This window comes from Pantoea sp. GM_Pan_3 (genome assembly GCF_026541045.1).
Taxonomy (GTDB): domain Bacteria; phylum Pseudomonadota; class Gammaproteobacteria; order Enterobacterales; family Enterobacteriaceae; genus Pantoea; species Pantoea anthophila.
Genome location: NZ_JALNVA010000001.1, coordinates 1393117 through 1411689, shown reverse-complemented (window position 1 = coordinate 1411689; position 18573 = coordinate 1393117). Strand labels below are relative to the sequence as shown.

Genomic DNA, 18573 nt, shown 5'->3' with positions numbered 1-18573 from the left:
CAGTGGCAAAGCGAAATCCCTACGCTGCACGCGAGTGGTTGCCGCACGAAAAACCCATGCTGCCGGGCTCGCCCTCGACCCCGCTGCACCCGATGCCCAAACGCCTGGCGTTTGGCCTGATCGGTCTGCTGATTTCCCTGACCGGTGCGCTGAGTAACGCGCTGGTCACAGCAAATCTGGTCAATCTGCAGGGCACCTTTGGTGCCTGGTCGAATGAAATTGCCTGGCTGCCTGCGGTCTATGTGATGGGCAATATCTCGATCAACCTGCTGCTGGTGAAGTTCCGCCAGCAGTTTGGACTGCGGGTCTTTACCGAGGCGTTTCTGGTGCTCTATGTGCTGGTGGCGTTCTTTCATCTGTTTGCCAACGACCTCAGTTCCGCAATTATTGTGCGCACCGCGCACGGCATGGTGGCGGCCGCCCTCAGCTCACTCGGCATCTACTATCAGGTGCAGGCCTGGCCCGCAAAACATCGCCTGAAAGCGCTGGTTATCGGCCTGACGGTGTCGCAGCTTGCCATTCCTCTGGCCCGACTCTTCTCCTCTGAACTGCTGCAGCTCAACGAGTGGCGCGGTCTCTATCTGTTTGAACTCGGTCTGGCGATGATTGCGCTGGGCGGGGTGCTGATGGTGAAACTGCCGCCGGGTGACCGCATCAAAACTTTTGAGAAAATGGATTTCGTCACCTTCATTCTGCTGGCACCCGGCATGGCGCTGCTGTGCGGCGTGCTGTCGCTGGGGCGGATTGAGTGGTGGTTCACCACGCCCTGGCTCGGTATCTGTACCGCGATAGCGCTGACGCTGATTGTCGCGGCGATGGTGATCGAACATAACCGGCGCAATCCGCTGATCAATACCCGCTGGCTCAGCAGCGGCAACATGGTGCGGCTGGGCATCGTGATGATCATGATCCGTATCGTCCTGGCCGAACAGAACACCGGCGCGGTCGGCTTCTTACAGCAGCTCGGCCTGCAGAACGATCAGATGCGCGGTCTGGCGCTGGCCATTATCGCCGGGGTCATTGTCGGCATTGCTGCCAGCGCGCTGACCATTAAACCCAATCATCTGAACTGGCCGATTGTCGCCTCGCTGGTGGTGATGATTATCGCTTCACTGATGGATTCGCAATCCAGCCCGCTGACCCGGGGTCCCGAAATGTATTTCAGCCAGTTCCTGCTGGGTTTCAGCAGCGCTTTTTTTATGGCGCCCGCCATGCTGATGGGGATTGGCAGCGTCGTGACCCAGCCGAAGAATCTGGTCAGTTTTGTGGTGCTGTTTGGCATGAGCCAGAACCTCGGCGGTCTGATCGGTTCTGCCATTCTGGGCACCTTTCAGGTCTGGCGGGAAAAATATCACTCCAGCCTGCTGGGCGATCAGCTTTCCCTGCTCGATCCCAATGTCACCGAGCGGCTCAGCCAGTATAATGCGCTGTTTAACCCGCTGGTGGGTGACAGCGTGCTGCGCGGTGCGCAGAGCACCAGCCAGCTTCAGACGGTCGCCACACTGCAGGCGAACGTGCTCGCCTATAACGACACCTATCTGCTCACCGCCGCGCTGGCGCTGGCGACGCTGATGTGGGTAATCTGGCGTTTAACCCGTCGCCGTTATCTGGAGTGGCGTCAGGCGCGATTTAACCTGCGTGAGCAGCAACAGCTGGCCGCATTACAGGATTTAAGGGAGAAACAATGAGTCAGCAGGATGAGCTTCAGGCTGCAGAACGCGAACGTGTTAATCGCCGCCGTATTCTTTCTGTCGCCGTGGGTAGCGGCATTGTGGTGCTGGGCGTGCTGGTTATTCTCTACGCCTGGCAACTCTGGCCCTTTACCAGTGCGGTGCAGAGCACCGAAAATGCCTATGTGCGCGGTCAGGTGACCTTTATCAGCCCGCAGGTCAGTGGCTATCTCACCTCGGTGGAGGTGATCGATCTGCAGCCGGTGAAAAAAGGGCAGTTACTGATGACGATTGACGATCGGATCTATCGTCAGCGGGTGCACCAGGCGCAGGCGCAGCTGGCGATGAAGCAGGCGGCGCTGAACAATAACCTGCAGCAGCGTCGCAGCGCAGAAGCGACGATTCAGAGCAACAAAGCGGCACTGGAGAATGCCAAAGCCCAGGCGTTAAAAAGCGGCTTCGATCTGAAGCGGGTTGAGAACCTTGCGGCGGATGGATCGCTCTCGGTGCGTGAGCGTGATGCCGCCCGTGCCGCCAGCGCCCAGGCGCAGGCGCAGGTGCGTCAGGCGGCGGCGCAGATCGCCGTGGCACAGCAGAATCTGCAAACGGTCATTGTAAACCGTGATGCGCTGGAGGGGGATGTCGCCAGCGCGCGTGCCGCTCTGGAACTGGCGGAGATCGACCTGGCGAATACCCGGATTACCGCACCGGATGACGGCCAGCTCGGTCAGCTGTCGGTCCGCACCGGCGCCTATGTCACTGCCGGAACCCGCCTGACGTCGGTGGTGCCCAATCACAAATGGATTATCGCCAATCTGAAAGAGACCCAGCTGGCCCATATTCGTCCCGGCCTGCCGGTGACGATTCGGGTCGATGCGCTGGACGGCAAGCGCTTTAACGGCGAGGTGGAGTTTATCTCCCCGGCTGCAGGCTCAGAGTTCAGTGCCATTTCACCCGACAACGCCACCGGCAACTTTGTCAAAATCGCACAGCGCATTCCGGTTCGCATCCGCCTGAAGGAGCAGGATATGGCACAGCTGCGTCCCGGCATGTCCGTGGAGGTCAGCATCGATACGGCCGCCCGGCCCGCCGGTGAGGCTGCACCATGAGGGGCCGCGTAGCGATCGCTGCCCTGTCACTGCTGCTGTCAGGCTGCGCCACGCAGGTTGAAAAGGCACCGGCCTCGCTGCCGATCCCGGCGGCCTGGCGGGAGAGTGTCGGCCCGGGCGCCGCGCCGGAGGCAGAGTGGTGGCGTGCCTTCCACGATGAGTATCTCAACCGGCTGGTCAGCCAGGCGCTGCGCAACAATCCCGATATTCTTACGGCGCGATCCCGGGTCGATCAGTATCGCGCCCAGCTGCGCGCCACGCAGGGTGATAACTTTCCCACCATCAGCGCCGGTGTGGCCGCGACCCGTGAACGCACGCTCTCGTCAGTGACGGGGCAGCCTTATGAGACCGATGTGTTTCAGGGACTGTTACAGGCCAGCTACGAGGTTGATCTGTGGGGCGCGCGCAGCAGCAGTATCACGGCGGCGCAGGCGACCTTAGCAGCGCAGCAGGCGGCGGCTTCCGCTGCTGAGCTGACCATCGCCAGCTCGGTCGCGTCGGGTTACCTCAACCTGTGTGCGCTGGATGAGCAGCTGCGGGTCACCGAGGCGACGCTCGCCACCCGAAATAATTCGCTGAAGCTGGCCCGGCGTCAGTTTGAAACCGGCTACACCTCCCGGCTGGAGTGGATGCAGGCGGCCTCAGAATATCAGTCGGCTAAAGCGCAGATTCCACAGCTGAAGCATCAGATCGCCCAGCAGGAGAATGCGCTGAGCATTCTGGTGGGAATGAACCCGCGTACCCTTGCCCGGCGTCAGCAGTTTGACCAGATTCTGCCGCAGCAGATGCCGTCGCTGCTGCCTTCTGCGCTACTCAACCGCCGTCCCGACATCGTGCAGGCGCAGCGTCAGCTGCTGGCGGCCGATGCCAGCCTGGCGTCGTCACGGGCGAAGCTGCTGCCGTCACTTAATCTCACCGCCAGCGGCACCCTGCAGAGTTCGGTGCTGCATCAGTTAGCGGATAATCCGTTCCGGCTCTGGAGCGTGGGCGGCAGCATTCTGGCGCCCTTGCTGAACCGTGAAGCGCTGACGGCGCAGGTCGATGTCTCAATGGCCACGCGGAACCAGGCGCTTTACAGCTATGAAAAAGTGGTGCGCAACGCCTTCTCGGAAGTCAACGATGCGGTTGACGCCATCAGGCAGCGAGAGGCCCAGCTTCAGGAGCTGCAAAAGCAGGAGGCCTACGTGACCGAGGCGCTGCGCATTGCCCGCAACCGCTATCAGAACGGTTATGCCTCTTATCTGGATGAGCTGGATGCGCAGCGCACCCTGTTTTCCACCCAGCTTAATCGGGTTACCGTCAAAAATAACCTCCTGCTGGCGCAGATCGATCTCTATCGTGCGCTGGGGGGAGGCTGGACGCCCGCCGCAACGCCATAATCGTCCTGGCCGATCCAGCCGTCGCCAGAGTTTCACGGCGCGGATCGGCCCCCTGACGACAGCAGGAGAGCCTGTTTCCTCCGCCGCAATCCCACGAATATCCGCTATAAAGCCATGCATACTTCTGCTTACCTGTCTTTACATTCGATGGTATCATGCGCGGGTTTTACACCAGCCAGACGGAAAAGCGCACGAAAAGCGCAGGCTGCGCACGGCGAATTATCCGTTTATATTACTGATAAATATCATAAAAGAAGGGATTCCTGATGAATAAGAAGACGATGTTCACGCTGGCCGTGGTTGCTGCGTTATTGACCGGTTGTGCCCGCACCGCACCGATTCACAATGTGAATCAGAGCCTGACGCAGCGCTACAGCGATAACCAGATGAAAACGGCGATCATTGAAGCCGGCATTGGCCGTAAATGGGTGATGACCCCCGTTTCGCCAGGCGTGATCACTGGCCGCCTGTCCCAGCGTGGTTTCGCGGCGACCATTCGCATCACCTACACCAGCCAGAACTACCGCATCGATTATGTCAGCAGTGAAAACCTGAAAGCAGGGCAGGGGCAGATCCACAGTAACTACAACCGCTGGATCGCCAATCTGGATCAGGACATTCAGTTGCGCCTGTCGGCGCTGGCGGCGCAATAAGGCGTCTCCCGTCGTAATAACATCCCGTCAGAGGACCTGAGTATAAAGATTGGCTCCACCCGGCCGACAAATCAGATGAGCTGCTATTGCTGAACCTCAGCATAAACCTCTACCGTGAACGCCCGTGGCGCGATCGGCAGAGGCGTTCAGCAATGCACTTTTTTGCACCGGGCAGGCGTAACGTCCTGATAATTGCTGACACCACACGTTTGACGAAAGAATGTTGAGATGAGACTCGCTTACTCACTGCTCGACTGGCAGGCCCTGGCTCCAGGATTACAGGGGCACGAGGCCTGGCAGGTCTGGGCGCGACAGGGCACCGCTATCGATCCCGCAGGAAAGATGGCGAAACCGCAGTTTTTACCGATGATGACCGCGCGTCGTCTGAGCGGCGGCAGTCGTGCGGCGGTTGAGTGCGGGCTGGCACTGCTGGCCCGGCAGCGGGTGGACGCGATCGTCTTCACCAGCCGTCACGGCGAACTGGAGCGTAATCTGCGCATCCTCACCACGCTGGCCGATCAGCAGATGATGTCACCCACTGATTTTGCCATGTCGGTTCACAACTCGGCGGTGGGCAGCCTGACTATTGCGGCCAAAGCGCCGCTGGTCTCCACCTCCATCGCCGCCGGCATCGACTCTTTCCAGCAGGGATTGATTGAAGTCAGCGCCCTGCATCAGGCGGGTTATCAGCAGGTGCTGCTGGTCGATTTCGACGGCTGCGTGCCCGATTATTATCAACACTGGCTGCCGGAACAGGGCATGAATGTGCCTTATGCGGTGGCGCTGCTGCTGGGTAAGGGCGAGGCATTGCACTGCAGCGGTCGCCCTGAACCGGCGCAGGCCCACGCGCCGCTGTGGCCGCAGAGCCTGCGTTTTCTGCAGCAGTGGCTGGCGGCGTCGCCCGCGTTCAGCCTGCCGGGTGAACGCCTGACATGGCACTGGGAGAGAGAACATGGCTGACTGTTCACAACCGGCACTCTGCGCGGGCAGCCGCCTGAACTACTGCTGGCGTCTGGTGATGACCGCGCTGAGTTTCACGCTGTTTGGCCTGGGTGGACTGCTGCTGTCGCTGGTGGGCTTTAATCTGCTGCTGCTGGTTCAGCGTGATTCCCTGCGCCGCCGTCTGCTGGCCCGACGCGCTATCGCGTTCAGCTTCCGCTGCTTTCTGCGGTTCTGCCGGCTGACCGGGGTCTACGACTACCGCATCGAAGGCGCTGAGCTGCTGCAGCAGGATCGCGGCTGCCTGATCGTGGCCAACCATCCCTCGCTGATCGATTACGTGTTGATCGCCTCAGTGCTGCCGGAGATGGATTGTCTGGTGAAGGCCGATCTGCAGAAGAATCCTTTTATGCGTGGGGTGATCCGCGCGGCCGACTACCTGATCAACAGTGAAGCGGAGACGCTGCTGCCCGACAGTCAGCAGCGCCTGGCGCGCGGCGACAATATTCTGATCTTTCCGGAAGGCACCCGCACCCGCTACGGTCAGCCGCTCTCCCTGCAGCGGGGCGCCGCCAATATCGCCGTGCGCGCCGGCTGCGATCTGCGCGTCGTCCACATCACCTGCAGCCAGCGCATGCTCGATAAGCAGAGCCGCTGGTATCAGATTCCGCCAGTTAAACCGCTGTTTACTGTGCGTGTACAACCGCGAATCGACAGTCAGTCGTTTTGTGAAAGTAATCCCGATGCGCAGCCGCTGGCCGCGCGTCGCCTGACCCGCCATTTACAACAGGCGCTGGTCCCCCAGAACAGGTAAGACGAAAACCGGTATGGATGTATTAATCAACGATATCAAACAGATGATTATCGACACGCTGAACCTTGAAGATCTCAGCCCCGAGGATATTGAGACCGAAGATGCGCTGTTTGGCGACGGCCTCGGCCTGGACTCAATTGACGCGCTGGAGCTTGGCCTGGCGGTGAAAAATCGCTATGGCGTAACGCTCTCTGCGGAGAGTGAAACCCTGCGTGCCCACTTCTTCTCTGTTGCGACGCTGGCAGCGTTCGTCAACCAACAGCGCAGCTGAACGCGGAGACCATTTTATGATGAACAAAGAAGAGATTTATCAGGAAGTGTCGGCCCTGCTGACCAGCCTGTTTGAAATTGCGCCGGAGGATATCCATCCTGAGGCCCGCCTGTATGAGGATCTCGAACTCGACAGCATCGATGCCGTCGATATGGTGGTTCACCTGCAGAAACGCACCGGTCGTAAAATCAAACCGGAAACCTTCCGCGCGGTGCGAACCGTGCAGGACGTGGTCGATGCGGTCGAACAACTGATGCGCGAAGACGCCTGATCCCGCCGTGCCTGCTGCCACTCTTCGCCTGCTCAATCTGCTGACGCTGCTGGCCTGGCCGTTACTGGTCTGGCTGGCGCTCACCCAGCCGCGCTGGCAGGGACTTTTCTGGCTGCTGGCGCTGCTGTTTGGGCTGCGCTGGCTGCAACTGCGTCGTCAGCATACGGCTATGGGGGCTGTGATGGGCTGGCTGGCCCTGCTCGGCGCGCTGCTCTGTATCAGCAGCCAGCTGCTGCGCTCGCAGCATCTGCTGCTGTGGTATCCGGTGGCGGTCAATCTGGCGATGCTGCTGCTGTTTGGCGCCTCGCTCTGGAGCGCGATGCCGCTGGTGGAACGTATTGCCCGACTGCGTGAGCCCGTGCTTCCGCCTGCTGCGGTGCGCTACACCCGCCGCGTCACCCAAATCTGGTGCCTGTTCTTTATCGGCAATGGCAGCATGGCGCTCTTCACCTGCCTGCTGGGGAATCTGCGACTCTGGACATTGTGGAACGGCGCGATCAGCTATCTGCTTATCGCCGCGCTGATGGGCGCGGAGTGGTGCGTCCGTCAGCGCGTGAGGCGCAAAGCATGAGGGTGGCCGACTGGCTGACGGGCGCCGATCGGGAAGTCGCCTGGCGGGGCGATCAGACGCTGATGCTCAGCACCATGCGCCGTCAGGTGCTGGCGCTCAGCCAGCGCTTAGCGGCAGAGGCGGGCACACACTGGGCGCTCTGTTTTGACGACAGCTACCGCTTCTGCGTGGCGCTGCTGGCGAGTTGGTATGCCGGTAAAACGCCGGTGATGCCGGGTCATGCCCGCGCCGCACTGCTCGATGAGATGCAGGATCGGCTGGATGGCGTGCTGTGCGACATGCCGCTGGCGGTCAGCCTGCCACGGCTGGCGTGGGATGAGGCCGAAGCGCAGGGCGCGCTGCCGCCGCTGCCGGACGGGGCTGAGCTGGTGCTGTTCACATCGGGTTCAACCGGCACGCCACGTCAGGTGGTAAAGTCCCTGGCGGTGATGGAGCAGGAGAGCCGCTGGCTCTGCGCCCTGTGGGGTGAACAGCTTCGGGCGTGCCGGGTAATTGCTTCGGTCAGCCATCAGCACCTGTACGGTTTATCGTTCCGGATCTTTCTGCCGATGACGCTGGCGCGCCCGTTCGCCGCCCAGCCGCTGTTTTATGGCGAACAGCTGGCTCAGCTTCCGCGTCACTGGCGCTATGCCTTTATCAGCAGTCCCGCTTTTTTGTCGCGGCTGGACAGGTCGCTGCAGACGCCCGCCTGTGAACTGATTGTCTCCGCCGGTGGCGCGCTGCGCGCATCGGATGCTGAGCAGGTCTGGCAGCGCTTTGGCTGTCGGGTCAGTGAGATCTATGGCAGCACCGAAACCGGCACCCTGGCCTGGCGTCATTGGGCGCGGCCCGGGGAGGCGTGGCGCTGTTTCCCCGACGTCCGGCTGGAGGAGGTGAGTCCCGATCGCTGGCAGGTCTGGTCGCCGCTGATTGCCGCAGCGGACGGCATCCCGCTGGACGATCGCCTGCACAAACAGCCGGATGGCGGTTTTCAGCTGGCAGGCCGCCATGACCGCATTGTCAAAATCGCGGACAAGCGCATCTCTCTCAGTGAGATTGAGCGCCGTCTGCGGGATCTGCCGGAGATAGAGGATGCCGTGGCGCTGGTGGTGACCCGCCATGAACGGCAGGCGATAGGCGTCGTGCTTTCGCCCACCCGACCGCTGGATGAGGCGGCGCTGCATCAGCGCCGTCAGCAGTGGAAACAGCAGCTGCAACGCTGGCTGGAGCCGCTGGCCATGCCACGCTACTGGCGGGTGGTGGCCACCATTCCGGTCACCGCCCAGAGCAAACGCGCCTGGCCGCAAATAGAGGAACTTTTTCATGTTGCCGATTGAACGCAGCCGAACGTTACAGGCGAACAGTGTCACGCTGACGTTAGAGGTTGAGCCGGAACTGTTCTGGTTTCAGGGTCACTTCCCGACCCTGCCCATTCTGCCCGGCGTGGCACAGCTGGATTGGGTGATGCACTATGGTCTGCTGCTGCTTGCTCCCGGCAGGCAGTTTGCGGCCATCGATAACATTAAATTTCAGCAGCCGGTGCCCCCCGGCGCGCTGCTGCAGCTGCACCTTGAGTGGCACGCCGAAAAATCGCGCCTGAGTTTTCGCTACAGCCTGCTGAGTGAAGCGGGCGAGCAGAGTGCCAGCAGCGGGAAGATCGCGCTGTGTTAACGACTGCGTTCTCACCCTGCGTGGTGATCCCCTGCTACAACCACGGCGCGATGATGGCGTCGGTGCTGGCGCGGCTGGCACCCTTTAACCTGCCGATCATCGTGGTGGATGATGGCAGCGATGCGGCGACCCAGCTGCAGCTGGCGACGCTGCACGCCCCGCAGCTCAGCCTGCTGCGGCTCGATACGAATCAGGGCAAAGGGGCGGCGGTGATCCACGGCCTGCGGGCCGCGGCGGCGCGCGGTTTCACCCACGCGGTTCAGCTCGACGCGGACGGTCAGCATCAGGCGGAAGATCTGCCGTTAATGCTGGCGGAAGCGGCGCGTTATCCCGATGCGCTGATCTCCGGTCAGCCGCTCTACGATGACTCCATCCCCAAATCGCGCCTGTATGGCCGCTACATTACCCATTTCTGGGTCTGGATTGAGACGCTGTCGCTGTCGATCCGCGACAGCATGTGCGGCTTCCGCGTCTATCCGCTGGCCGCCACGCTGGCACTGTGCGACCGCCGGCCTGTCGGACAGCGCATGGATTTCGACACTGAAATCATGGTGCGGCTCTACTGGCAGGGCACCCGCAGTCGCTTTATCCCGACCCGCGTCACCTATCCGGTCAGCGGGCTGTCGCACTTCGATGCCCTCTATGACAACCTGCGCATCTCCTGGATGCACACCCGGCTCTTTTTCGGCATGCTGCCGCGCATCCCCCGCCTGCTGGCGATGCGCAGACCGCAGACGCACTGGTCTGTGGAAACGGAACGGCGCGGGCAGTGGGGATTGCGCTTTATGCTGGCCGTCTATCGCTACGGTGGACGCCTGCCTTTTACCCTGCTGCTCTGGCCGGTGGTGGCGGTTTACTGGCTGAGTGGCCAGCGTGCGCGCAGCGCCTCCCGGCAGTGGCTGGCGCAGGTCAGCCACGCCGCGCAGCAGCGGCAGATTGCGCTGCCGGCCCGGCTTAACAGCTATCGCCATTTCCTGCGGTTTGGTGGCGCGATGCTGGATAAAGTGGCCAGCTGGCGTGGCGATCTGCGCTGGGGGCGTGATATCGATTTTGCCCCGGGTGCGGAAGCGGTGATCCGCACGCCCGCACCGCAGGGGAAGCTGATTCTGGCCTCCCACCTGGGAGATATCGAAGCCTGCCGCGCCATGGCGCAGCAGGTCAGCGGTCTGGTGATTAACGCGCTGGTCTTTACCGACAACGCCCGCCGTTTCCGCGCGGTGCTGGAGACCATTGCCCCGCAGGCCGGAGTGAATCTGATGCCGGTCAGCGACATCGGGCCGGAGACGGCGATCCTGCTGCAACAGAAACTGGATGCGGGCGAATGGGTCGCGATCGTCGGGGATCGCACAGCGGTCAATCCGCAGCGTGGCGGCGAGCGACGGGTGATCTGGAGCGACTTTCTCGGCCGTCCCGCCCCCTTTCCGCAGGGGCCCTTTGTGCTGGCGGCCGCGCTGCGCTGTCCGGTGCTGCTGATGTTTGCCCTGCAGCAACAGGGTAAACTGCGCATTCACTGTGAGCGCTTTGCCGATCCGCTGCTGTTGCCGCGTGCGCAACGTCAGCAGGCGCTGCAGGAGGCGGTGGATCGCTATGCGGCGCGGCTGGCCCATTACGCGCTGCTGGCACCGCTCGACTGGTTTAACTTTTTCGATTTCTGGACGCTGCCTGATCCGCAGGCGCACCACAAGGAGTCTGACCATGACTGAACATCAGGCTGACGTCGTCCTGACCGTCTCGTTTCACGACTGCGATCCCATGGGGGTGGTCTGGCACGGTAACTACTTCCGCTTCTTTGAAGTCGCGCGCGAAGCCCTGCTGCGCAGCATCAACTACAGCTATGCCGAAATGGCGGCCAGCGGCTACGTCTGGCCGGTGGTCGACACCCGGGTCAAATACCGTCATCCGCTGCGCTGTGAAGAGACGATTCGCGTCAGCGCGCGGATCACGGAGTTTGAGAATCGGCTGCGCATCGACTATGAGGTGCGAAACGCCGCCGGTCAGATCACCACTAAGGCACACACCCTGCAGGTGGCGGTGGAGCAGGAGAGTCAGGCCATGTGCTTTGTTTCACCCGATATCTTACTGGAACGTTTAGGAGTGAAAGGATGCTGAAAATCATGCTAACCGGCCTGCTGCTGTGGGCCAGTGCCGCCAGCGCGGTCACGCTGGATCAGCTGCAGCAGCGTTTTGCCAGCCAGCCGGTAATCCGGGCAGACTTTACCCAGACGCGCACCATTGCCGGGATGCGCCAGCCGCTGGTGTCACACGGGCAGATGCTGATCGCGCGTCAGCAGGGACTGTGGTGGCATCAGCAGACCCCCTTTGTGATGACGCTCCTGCTGGATGATAAGCGCATGGTGCAGAGCCTGAGCGGGCAGAAGCCGCAGGTGATCACTGCCGACAGTAATCCGCAGATGTTCCAGTTCAACCATCTGCTGCGGGCGCTGTTCCAGGCCGATCAGAAGGTGCTGAATCAGAACTTCACGGTGGCCTTCAGCGATCGCGGCAACGGTGCCTGGGCGCTGGAGCTGACCCCGAAAACGGCGCCGCTTAACAGAATCTTTAACCGTATCTCGCTGGCGGGCAATGCGTTTCTGGACAGCATCCGGCTGGACGATAAGCAGGGTGACAAGACGCTGATTCAGCTCAGCAATACCCGTACTGAACCGCCGCAGCTGAGCGACGAGGAGCAGGCGCGTTTTGCCGGGCCGTAACGATCGACGGCTTGCCATCCTCTGGCTCGCCATCTGCCTGCTGCTGGCGGCGGCGCTCTCTTTTCTGCTGCCGCGCAGCCAGCTCAACAGCAGCGTGCTGGCACTGCTGCCGCAGCAGAATCTGGGGGCTGCGCCGCCCGCGCTGCAGCAGGCCTTTATGCAGCGGCTGGATCGCCAGCTGGTGTGGCTGGTTTCACCCGGTGAAGAGGACGATCCCGGCATCGCGGCCTGGTGGCAGGCGCAGCTGCGCGCGCTGCCTGACCTCAGGCAGGTGCAGGGCGATCTCGATGCCGGGCAGCAGGAGGCGTGGGGCCGGTTTGCCTGGCAACACCGTAATGGCCTGATCGACGAGGCGACGCGCAGCCGCTTGCAGAACGGCGGCGGGGCGCAGGCGGAGTGGCTGCTGGCGCAGCTCTTCTCGGCATTTTCGGGTGTCAGCAGCAAGGAGCTGCAGGGCGATCCGCTGATGCTGGTGCGGGGGGCGCAGCTGGCGCTGGCGCAGAATGCCGGACGTCTGACGCTGCACAACGGCTGGCTGACGGTGCGCGATGCGCAGGGGCGGCAGTGGTATTTCCTGCACGCTGAACTGGCCAATAACGCTTTCAGTATGCAGCAAAGTCATGCGCTGGTGACACGGCTCAGCGCGCTGGAGCAGCAGCTGAAAGCCCGCTGGCCGCAGGCGAAACTGCTGACGCGCGGCACGGTGCTGTTCAGCGACAACGCCAGCCAGCGGGCGCAGCATGATGTCAGAACGCTGGGCAGCGTGACGCTGGGGGGCGTTATCCTGCTGGTGCTGCTGGTCTTCCGCTCACTGCGACCACTGCTGCTCGCGGTGACCTCCGTAGCGGTGGGAGCCATGACCGGCACGGTGGTGACGCTGCTCTGCTTCGGGGAACTGCATCTGATGACGCTGGTGATGAGCCTGAGCATTGTCGGCATCTCCGCCGACTACACCCTCTATTATCTCACTGAGCGGATGGTTCACGGCGATCAGCAGACGCCGTGGGAGAGTCTGCGTAAAGTGCGCGGCACGCTGCTGCTGGCGCTGGGCACCACGGCGATCGCCTGGCTGCTGATGCTGCTGGCCCCGTTCCCCGGACTGCGTCAGCTGGCGGTATTTGCCGCCAGCGGCTTAACGGCCTCCTGCCTGACGGTGATTCTGCTCTATCCATGGCTGGTGCGCGGTCTGCCGGTGCGTCCGGTGCCGCTGATGGTGCCGCTGGCTCGCTGGCTCGCCGCCTGGCGACGGCAGCGCGGGCTGCGCGTCAGCTTACCGCTGGCGCTGGCGATGTTCGCCGCCACCGGTATCGCCCGGCTGAATGTGGATGATGATATCGCCCATCTGCAGAGTGCGCCGGCCTCGCTGCTGGCACAGGATCGCCAGCTGGCTGCCCTGACGGGGCAGCGAGCCGATCAGACCTGGTTTGTGGTCTGGGGCGATGACGCGCAGCAGACTCTGCAGCGGCTGGAAAAACTGGCACCGGATCTTCGCAGGGCAGAGCAGCAGGGCTGGCTGCAGGGCTATCGTCTGCTGCCGCTGCGATCGCTGGCGCAGCAGCAGCAGGATCGCCAGCTGTTGCAACAGGCTGTGCCCACCGTGACGAGCCGCCTGCAGCAGGCGGGGATTGCCCTGGCTGCGCCCGATCTCTCCCCGATGCCGGTGACGCCCGCGGCGTGGCTGGCCAGTCCGCTGAGTGAGGGGTGGCGACTGCTGTGGCTGACGCTGCCGGATGGCCGCAGCGGCGTACTGATCCCCACCAGCGGCGTCAGAAACAGCGCCGCCCTGGCGGCGCTCGCGGCGCAGCATAGCGGCGTCAGCTGGATTGACCGCAAGGCGGGTTACGACAGGCTGTTCAGTTTCTGGCGCACCCTGCTGACCGGTCTGCTGGCGCTGGCGCTGCTGTTCATCACGCTGACGTTTGTGCTGCGTCTGGGCCTGCGCGCGGGCTTACGCAGCGCGCTGCCGTCGGCGCTGTCGCTGGCGGTGGCGCTGGCCACGCTGGGCTGGATCGGCGCGTCACTGAATCTCTTTGCGCTGCTGGCGCTGATTCTGGTGCTGGGCATCGGCATTAACTACACGCTCTTTTTCAGCAATCCGCAGGGGACGCCCCTGACGTCGTTGCTGGCGGTGTCGCTGGCGATGATCACGACGTTACTGACGCTGGGCATGCTGGTCTTCAGCAGCACCAGCGCGATTGCCAGTTTTGGCACTGTTTTATGCAGCGGCATTTTCAGCGCTTTCCTGCTGTCGCCGCTGGCGATGCGACCCACCCGATCAAGGAGTAAACGATGATCCGCGCCGCCTCTCTTCTGCTGACGGCGCTGCTGCTCAGCGCCTGCGCCGGACCGGCACCTGACAGCAGCCGTCCCACCGCCTGGCTGAAACCGGGCGTAAAGGTTACGCTGCCGCCGCCGGGTATCCATCCCGCTTTTCAGCAGCAGCAATTACTGACCGGACAGGTCAAAGGTCAGAGTCAGTCGCTGCTGGTGCTGCTCAGCGCCGATGAGCAGCAGATCGATCTGGCCGGACTCTCCTCGGTCGGCATTCGCCTGTTCAGCCTGCGCTATGATGCCGGTGGCATTCACACCCAGCAGCTGATGCCGCTGCCGCAGATGCCGCCAGCCAGCCAGGTGCTGGCTGACATCATGCTCAGCTACTGGCCGCGGGACGTGTGGCTGAAACAGCTGCCGTCCGGCTGGCGGCTGGAGGATCGGGGGTTAAAGCGCCAGCTGTTCGATGCCGATAACCAGCTGGTGACCGAAATTGATTACCTGCAACGCGGCTCTCTGCGGCAGCCGATCAGCATCCGCCAGCATGCGTTTGGCTATCAGATCCGCATTCAACATCTGGACGCCTCATGATTTACCTCTCCGCCTTCGGCATGCTGAATGCGCTGGGCAATACCAACCGGGACATTGCCACCCATCTGCAACAGGGCATCGCGCCCGGCATGCAGCGCTGTGACGGCTGGCTGAGCGGTGAGCGCAGCTGCTGGCTTGGCCGCGTTGTGGGCGAGCTACCGCCGGTTCCGGCTGCCTTACGCGCGCACAACACCCGCAATAATCAGCTGCTGCTGGCGGCGCTGGCGCAGATCCGCCCGGCACTCGACGCGGCCGTGGCGCGCTATGGGGCTGACCGGGTCGCGATCGTGCTGGGCACCAGTACCTCGGGTGTGGATGAGGGCGATCGCCAGATTGGTGCGCCTCAGCCTGACTATCACTATCAGATGCAGGAGCTGGGCGATCCTTCCCGATTTCTGGCGCACTACCTGCAACTGAATGGCCCGGCTTATACCATTTCGACCGCCTGCTCCTCCAGCGCCCGCGCCGTGATCAGCGGTGAGCGACTCATCGCAGCCGGTCTGGTGGATGTGGCGCTGGTGGGCGGGGCGGACTCGCTGAGCCGGATGCCGATTAACGGATTCGACAGCCTGGCCTCGCTCTCTGAACGTCGCTGCGCGCCTTTCAGCCGCGATCGTGACGGCATCTCTATCGGTGAAGGGGCGGCGCTGATGCTGCTGACGCGTGAACCGCAGCCGCTGGCGCTGCTGGGCGCAGGCGAATCATCTGACGCCTGGCACATGTCCGCGCCGCATCCGCAGGGCGAAGGCGCTGAACGGGCGATGCGTATGGCGCTGCAGCAGGCGGCGCTGTCGCCGCAGCAGGTCGGCTATATCAATCTGCATGGCACGGCGACGCCGCTCAACGACCAGATGGAAGCCGGTGTCATCGCGCGTCTGTTTGGTAACCGTGTGCCGTGCAGCTCGACCAAGCACCTGACCGGCCATACACTCGGCGCGGCAGGTATCTGTGAAGCGGCGCTCAGCGCCCTGATCCTGCAGGAGAATCTAGCCCTGCCTGCCCAGGATTTCCGGGCGGCGGCACAGGATGAGACGCTGCCGGATTGTGGCCTGCTGTTACAGCCGCAGGCGCTGGAGCGGCCGATCATCGCCTCAAATTCATTCGCCTTTGGCGGCAATAACACCTGTCTGATACTGGGACGCCCCGATGACATTTAATTCTCCCGCCGCGTACTGGCTGCCCCACGCCGCACCCATGCTGCTGCTCGATCAGCTGATTAGCGTTGACGATGATCAGGTTCACTGTCAGGTCTCGACCTGCACCGGTGGCGTCCTGACGCCCTTTCTGACGCCGCAGGGCGAACTGCCCGCCTGGTTTGGCGTTGAGATGATGGCGCAGACCGTGGGCGTCTGGTCAGGCTGGCATGCAAAGCAGGGCGGTGCCACCCTGATCCCCCCCGGTATGCTGCTCGGCGGACGCGGCTGGCGGGCGCATCAGCCCCATTTTCCCGCCCGCGCCACGCTGGATATCAGAATGACGCTGCTGATGCGCGACGACCGCATGGGCAGTTTTGAGGGCGACATTCGCCACGGCTCGCAGCTGCTGGCCAGCGGTCGTCTGAATACTTATCAACCCAATGAAGCAGAGTTACAGCAATTAATGTCACAAGGAAATCAACCATGACAGATTCGGTATTGGTGACGGGTGCCAGTAAAGGCATCGGCCGCGCAATCGCGCTGCGTCTCGCCCGGGATGGCTTTCAGGTTATCGTCCATTTCAACCGCGATTGGGCTGGCGCTGAGCAGTGCCTTGAGGCGATCGTCGCCGCAGGCGGCAGCGGTCGCGTTCTGGGATTTGATGTGGCCGATCGCGCCGCCACCCGCGCCGCGCTGGAGGCTGACATTGAGCAGCATGGTGCCTACTACGGTGTGGTCAGCAACGCGGGCATCACCCGAGATGCCGCTTTCCCGGCGCTGACGGATGAGGAGTGGGACAGCGTGATCCACACTAACCTCGACAGTTTTTACAACGTGATCCAGCCCTGCGTGATGCCGATGATCGCGCTGCGACGCGGGGGGCGTATCATCACGCTCTCCTCGGTGTCGGGGATGATGGGCAACCGCGGTCAGGTCAACTACAGCGCGGCGAAAGCGGGCATTATCGGTGCCACCAAAGCGCTGGCGATTGAACTGGCTAAGCGCAAAATCACCGTTAACTGCATTGCACCGGGTCTGATCGACACCGGGATGGAGGGGCTGGCCCCGCAGGTCATCGATGAGGCGATGAAGATCGTGCCGATGAAGCGCATGGGGGCGGCGGAAGAGGTCGCCGGGCTGGCGAGCTATCTGATGTCCGATATCGCGGGTTACGTGACGCGTCAGGTCATTTCGATCAATGGAGGCATGCTGTGATCCATCGTGTCGTCGTGACGGGCATGGGCGGCGTCACCGCCTTCGGGGAGTCCTGGGCTGAAGTCTCGGCGCGGATCCGGGCGGGTCGTAATGCCGTGCGCTTTATGCCGGAGTGGCAGGTCTATGACGGGCTGCATACGCTGCTGGGTGCACCGATTGATGACTTTGCGCTGCCGGCGCACTACACCCGCAAGCGCATCCGCGCGATGGGTCGCGTGTCGCTGCTGGCCACGCGCGCTACCGAGCTGGCGCTGACCCAGGCGGGCCTGATTGACCATCCGGTGCTGACCAGCGGTGAAACCGGTATCGCCTACGGCTCGTCGACCGGCAGCACCGGGCCGGTCAGCGAGTTCGCCACCATGCTGACGGAAAAGCACACCAACAATATTACCGGCACCACCTATGTCCAGATGATGCCACACACCACCGCCGTCAATGCCGGACTCTTTTTCGGCCTGCGCGGCCGGGTGATCCCGACGTCCAGCGCCTGCACCTCCGGCAGCCAGGCGATTGGCTACGCCTGGGAGGCGATTCGTCACGGCTATCAGACGGTGATGGTCGCTGGCGGGGCAGAGGAGCTCTGCCCGTCAGAAGCAGCGGTGTTCGACACCCTGTTTGCCACCAGTCAGCGCAACGATGCGCCCCACACCACGCCAGCACCTTTTGACCAGCAGCGTGATGGTCTGGTGATTGGTGAAGGCGCCGGAACGCTCATTCTGGAGTCGCTGGAACATGCGCAGGCACGTGGCGCAACCATTTACGCGGAACTTACCGGCTTTCATACCAACTGCGACGCGGCGCACATCACCCAGCCGCAGCGGGAAACCATGCAGATCTGTATCGAGCGGGCGTTGCAAAGCGCCAGAATTACCGCCGCTGAAATCGGGTATGTGAATGCGCACGGTACCGCCACTGAGCGGGGCGACATGGCTGAAAGTCTCGCCACGGCGGCGGTCTATGGCGACACGACACCCGTCTCATCGCTGAAATCCTATTTCGGCCATACGCTGGGGGCCTGTGGCGCGCTGGAAGCCTGGATGAGCATTGAGATGATGCGGGAAGGGTGGTTTGCGCCGACGCTGAACCTGACGCAGCCTGCCGCTGACGCCGGGCAGCTGGATTACATCATGGGCGCGCCTCGTGAGATTGAGACCGACTACATTCAGAGCAACAACTTTGCCTTTGGGGGCATCAACACTTCACTGATCTTCAGACGCTGGCGCGGCGCCTGATGACCGGCCCGTGCCGCCCTGGCACGGGCCGGTTTATTTCCCGGACGAAAGAAACAGACGTCACTCCGCCTTTCATCTACACTGTCACGC

The 18573-nt window shown here is 62.6% G+C and carries 20 protein-coding genes; all 20 read left to right on the top strand.

Annotated elements, in window-relative coordinates:
- Window positions 1-2: 2 nt before the first annotated feature.
- The gene (locus tag OXR04_RS06710) at window positions 3-1688 is read left to right on the top strand and encodes an MFS transporter (protein WP_111208059.1); all 1686 of its coding nucleotides are present in this window, start codon (window positions 3-5) and stop codon (window positions 1686-1688) included.
- Window positions 1685-2779, top strand: coding sequence for an HlyD family secretion protein (locus tag OXR04_RS06705; RefSeq protein WP_154927874.1), 1095 nt, complete (start codon window positions 1685-1687; stop codon window positions 2777-2779). Before OXR04_RS06710 ends, OXR04_RS06705 begins: the two co-directional genes overlap by 4 nt.
- The gene (locus OXR04_RS06700) at window positions 2776-4158 is read left to right on the top strand and encodes an efflux transporter outer membrane subunit (protein WP_267369534.1); all 1383 of its coding nucleotides are present in this window, start codon (window positions 2776-2778) and stop codon (window positions 4156-4158) included. The genes OXR04_RS06705 and OXR04_RS06700 overlap by 4 nt, the downstream gene beginning before the upstream one ends.
- Before the next feature lie 266 nt (window positions 4159-4424).
- On the top strand, window positions 4425-4811 hold the full coding sequence (locus OXR04_RS06695; RefSeq protein WP_267369533.1) for a hypothetical protein: 387 nt from the start codon (window positions 4425-4427) through the stop codon (window positions 4809-4811).
- 228 nt (window positions 4812-5039) lie between these two features.
- Window positions 5040-5771: a beta-ketoacyl synthase chain length factor gene (locus OXR04_RS06690; RefSeq protein ID WP_267369532.1), complete on the top strand. Its 732-nt coding sequence runs from the start codon at window positions 5040-5042 to the stop codon at window positions 5769-5771.
- Window positions 5764-6564: a lysophospholipid acyltransferase family protein gene (locus OXR04_RS06685; protein ID WP_267369529.1), complete on the top strand. Its 801-nt coding sequence runs from the start codon at window positions 5764-5766 to the stop codon at window positions 6562-6564. Before OXR04_RS06690 ends, OXR04_RS06685 begins: the two co-directional genes overlap by 8 nt.
- A 13-nt stretch (window positions 6565-6577) precedes the next feature.
- Entirely contained in the window at window positions 6578-6835 is a 258-nt protein-coding gene (locus tag OXR04_RS06680; protein ID WP_009090946.1) for a phosphopantetheine-binding protein, read from the top strand.
- 16 nt (window positions 6836-6851) lie between these two features.
- Window positions 6852-7106: an acyl carrier protein gene (locus OXR04_RS06675; protein WP_009090944.1), complete on the top strand. Its 255-nt coding sequence runs from the start codon at window positions 6852-6854 to the stop codon at window positions 7104-7106.
- Window positions 7107-7113: 7 nt separating this feature from the next.
- Window positions 7114-7677 (top strand): hypothetical protein, encoded by a 564-nt coding sequence (locus OXR04_RS06670; RefSeq protein WP_046101575.1) that lies wholly within the window; start codon window positions 7114-7116, stop codon window positions 7675-7677.
- Window positions 7674-8993 (top strand): AMP-binding protein, encoded by a 1320-nt coding sequence (locus OXR04_RS06665; RefSeq protein WP_267369526.1) that lies wholly within the window; start codon window positions 7674-7676, stop codon window positions 8991-8993. The genes OXR04_RS06670 and OXR04_RS06665 overlap by 4 nt, the downstream gene beginning before the upstream one ends.
- Window positions 8980-9327 carry a beta-hydroxyacyl-ACP dehydratase gene (locus OXR04_RS06660; RefSeq protein ID WP_009090938.1) on the top strand — a complete coding sequence of 116 codons (348 nt, stop codon included), beginning with the start codon at window positions 8980-8982 and terminating at the stop codon, window positions 9325-9327. Before OXR04_RS06665 ends, OXR04_RS06660 begins: the two co-directional genes overlap by 14 nt.
- Window positions 9321-11030, top strand: a complete 1710-nt coding sequence (locus tag OXR04_RS06655; RefSeq protein ID WP_058957990.1) for a glycosyltransferase family 2 protein — start codon at window positions 9321-9323, stop codon at window positions 11028-11030. Before OXR04_RS06660 ends, OXR04_RS06655 begins: the two co-directional genes overlap by 7 nt.
- Entirely contained in the window at window positions 11023-11436 is a 414-nt protein-coding gene (locus OXR04_RS06650; protein WP_009090934.1) for a thioesterase family protein, read from the top strand. The genes OXR04_RS06655 and OXR04_RS06650 overlap by 8 nt, the downstream gene beginning before the upstream one ends.
- The gene (locus tag OXR04_RS06645) at window positions 11430-12038 is read left to right on the top strand and encodes an outer membrane lipoprotein carrier protein LolA (protein ID WP_267369523.1); all 609 of its coding nucleotides are present in this window, start codon (window positions 11430-11432) and stop codon (window positions 12036-12038) included. The genes OXR04_RS06650 and OXR04_RS06645 overlap by 7 nt, the downstream gene beginning before the upstream one ends.
- Window positions 12025-14331, top strand: coding sequence for an MMPL family transporter (locus tag OXR04_RS06640; protein ID WP_267369521.1), 2307 nt, complete (start codon window positions 12025-12027; stop codon window positions 14329-14331). Before OXR04_RS06645 ends, OXR04_RS06640 begins: the two co-directional genes overlap by 14 nt.
- Window positions 14328-14900, top strand: a complete 573-nt coding sequence (locus tag OXR04_RS06635) for a DUF3261 domain-containing protein (RefSeq protein ID WP_167428400.1) — start codon at window positions 14328-14330, stop codon at window positions 14898-14900. Before OXR04_RS06640 ends, OXR04_RS06635 begins: the two co-directional genes overlap by 4 nt.
- A complete protein-coding gene (locus OXR04_RS06630; protein ID WP_267369518.1) occupies window positions 14897-16057 on the top strand; it encodes a beta-ketoacyl-[acyl-carrier-protein] synthase family protein in 1161 nt (386 codons plus the stop codon). The genes OXR04_RS06635 and OXR04_RS06630 overlap by 4 nt, the downstream gene beginning before the upstream one ends.
- Entirely contained in the window at window positions 16047-16523 is a 477-nt protein-coding gene (locus OXR04_RS06625; protein ID WP_058957513.1) for a hotdog family protein, read from the top strand. The genes OXR04_RS06630 and OXR04_RS06625 overlap by 11 nt, the downstream gene beginning before the upstream one ends.
- Window positions 16520-17251: a 3-ketoacyl-ACP reductase FabG2 gene (locus tag OXR04_RS06620; protein ID WP_267369516.1), complete on the top strand. Its 732-nt coding sequence runs from the start codon at window positions 16520-16522 to the stop codon at window positions 17249-17251. Before OXR04_RS06625 ends, OXR04_RS06620 begins: the two co-directional genes overlap by 4 nt.
- Window positions 17248-18483 carry a beta-ketoacyl-ACP synthase gene (locus tag OXR04_RS06615; protein WP_267369515.1) on the top strand — a complete coding sequence of 412 codons (1236 nt, stop codon included), beginning with the start codon at window positions 17248-17250 and terminating at the stop codon, window positions 18481-18483. The genes OXR04_RS06620 and OXR04_RS06615 overlap by 4 nt, the downstream gene beginning before the upstream one ends.
- The last annotated feature ends 90 nt before the right edge of the window (window positions 18484-18573 follow it).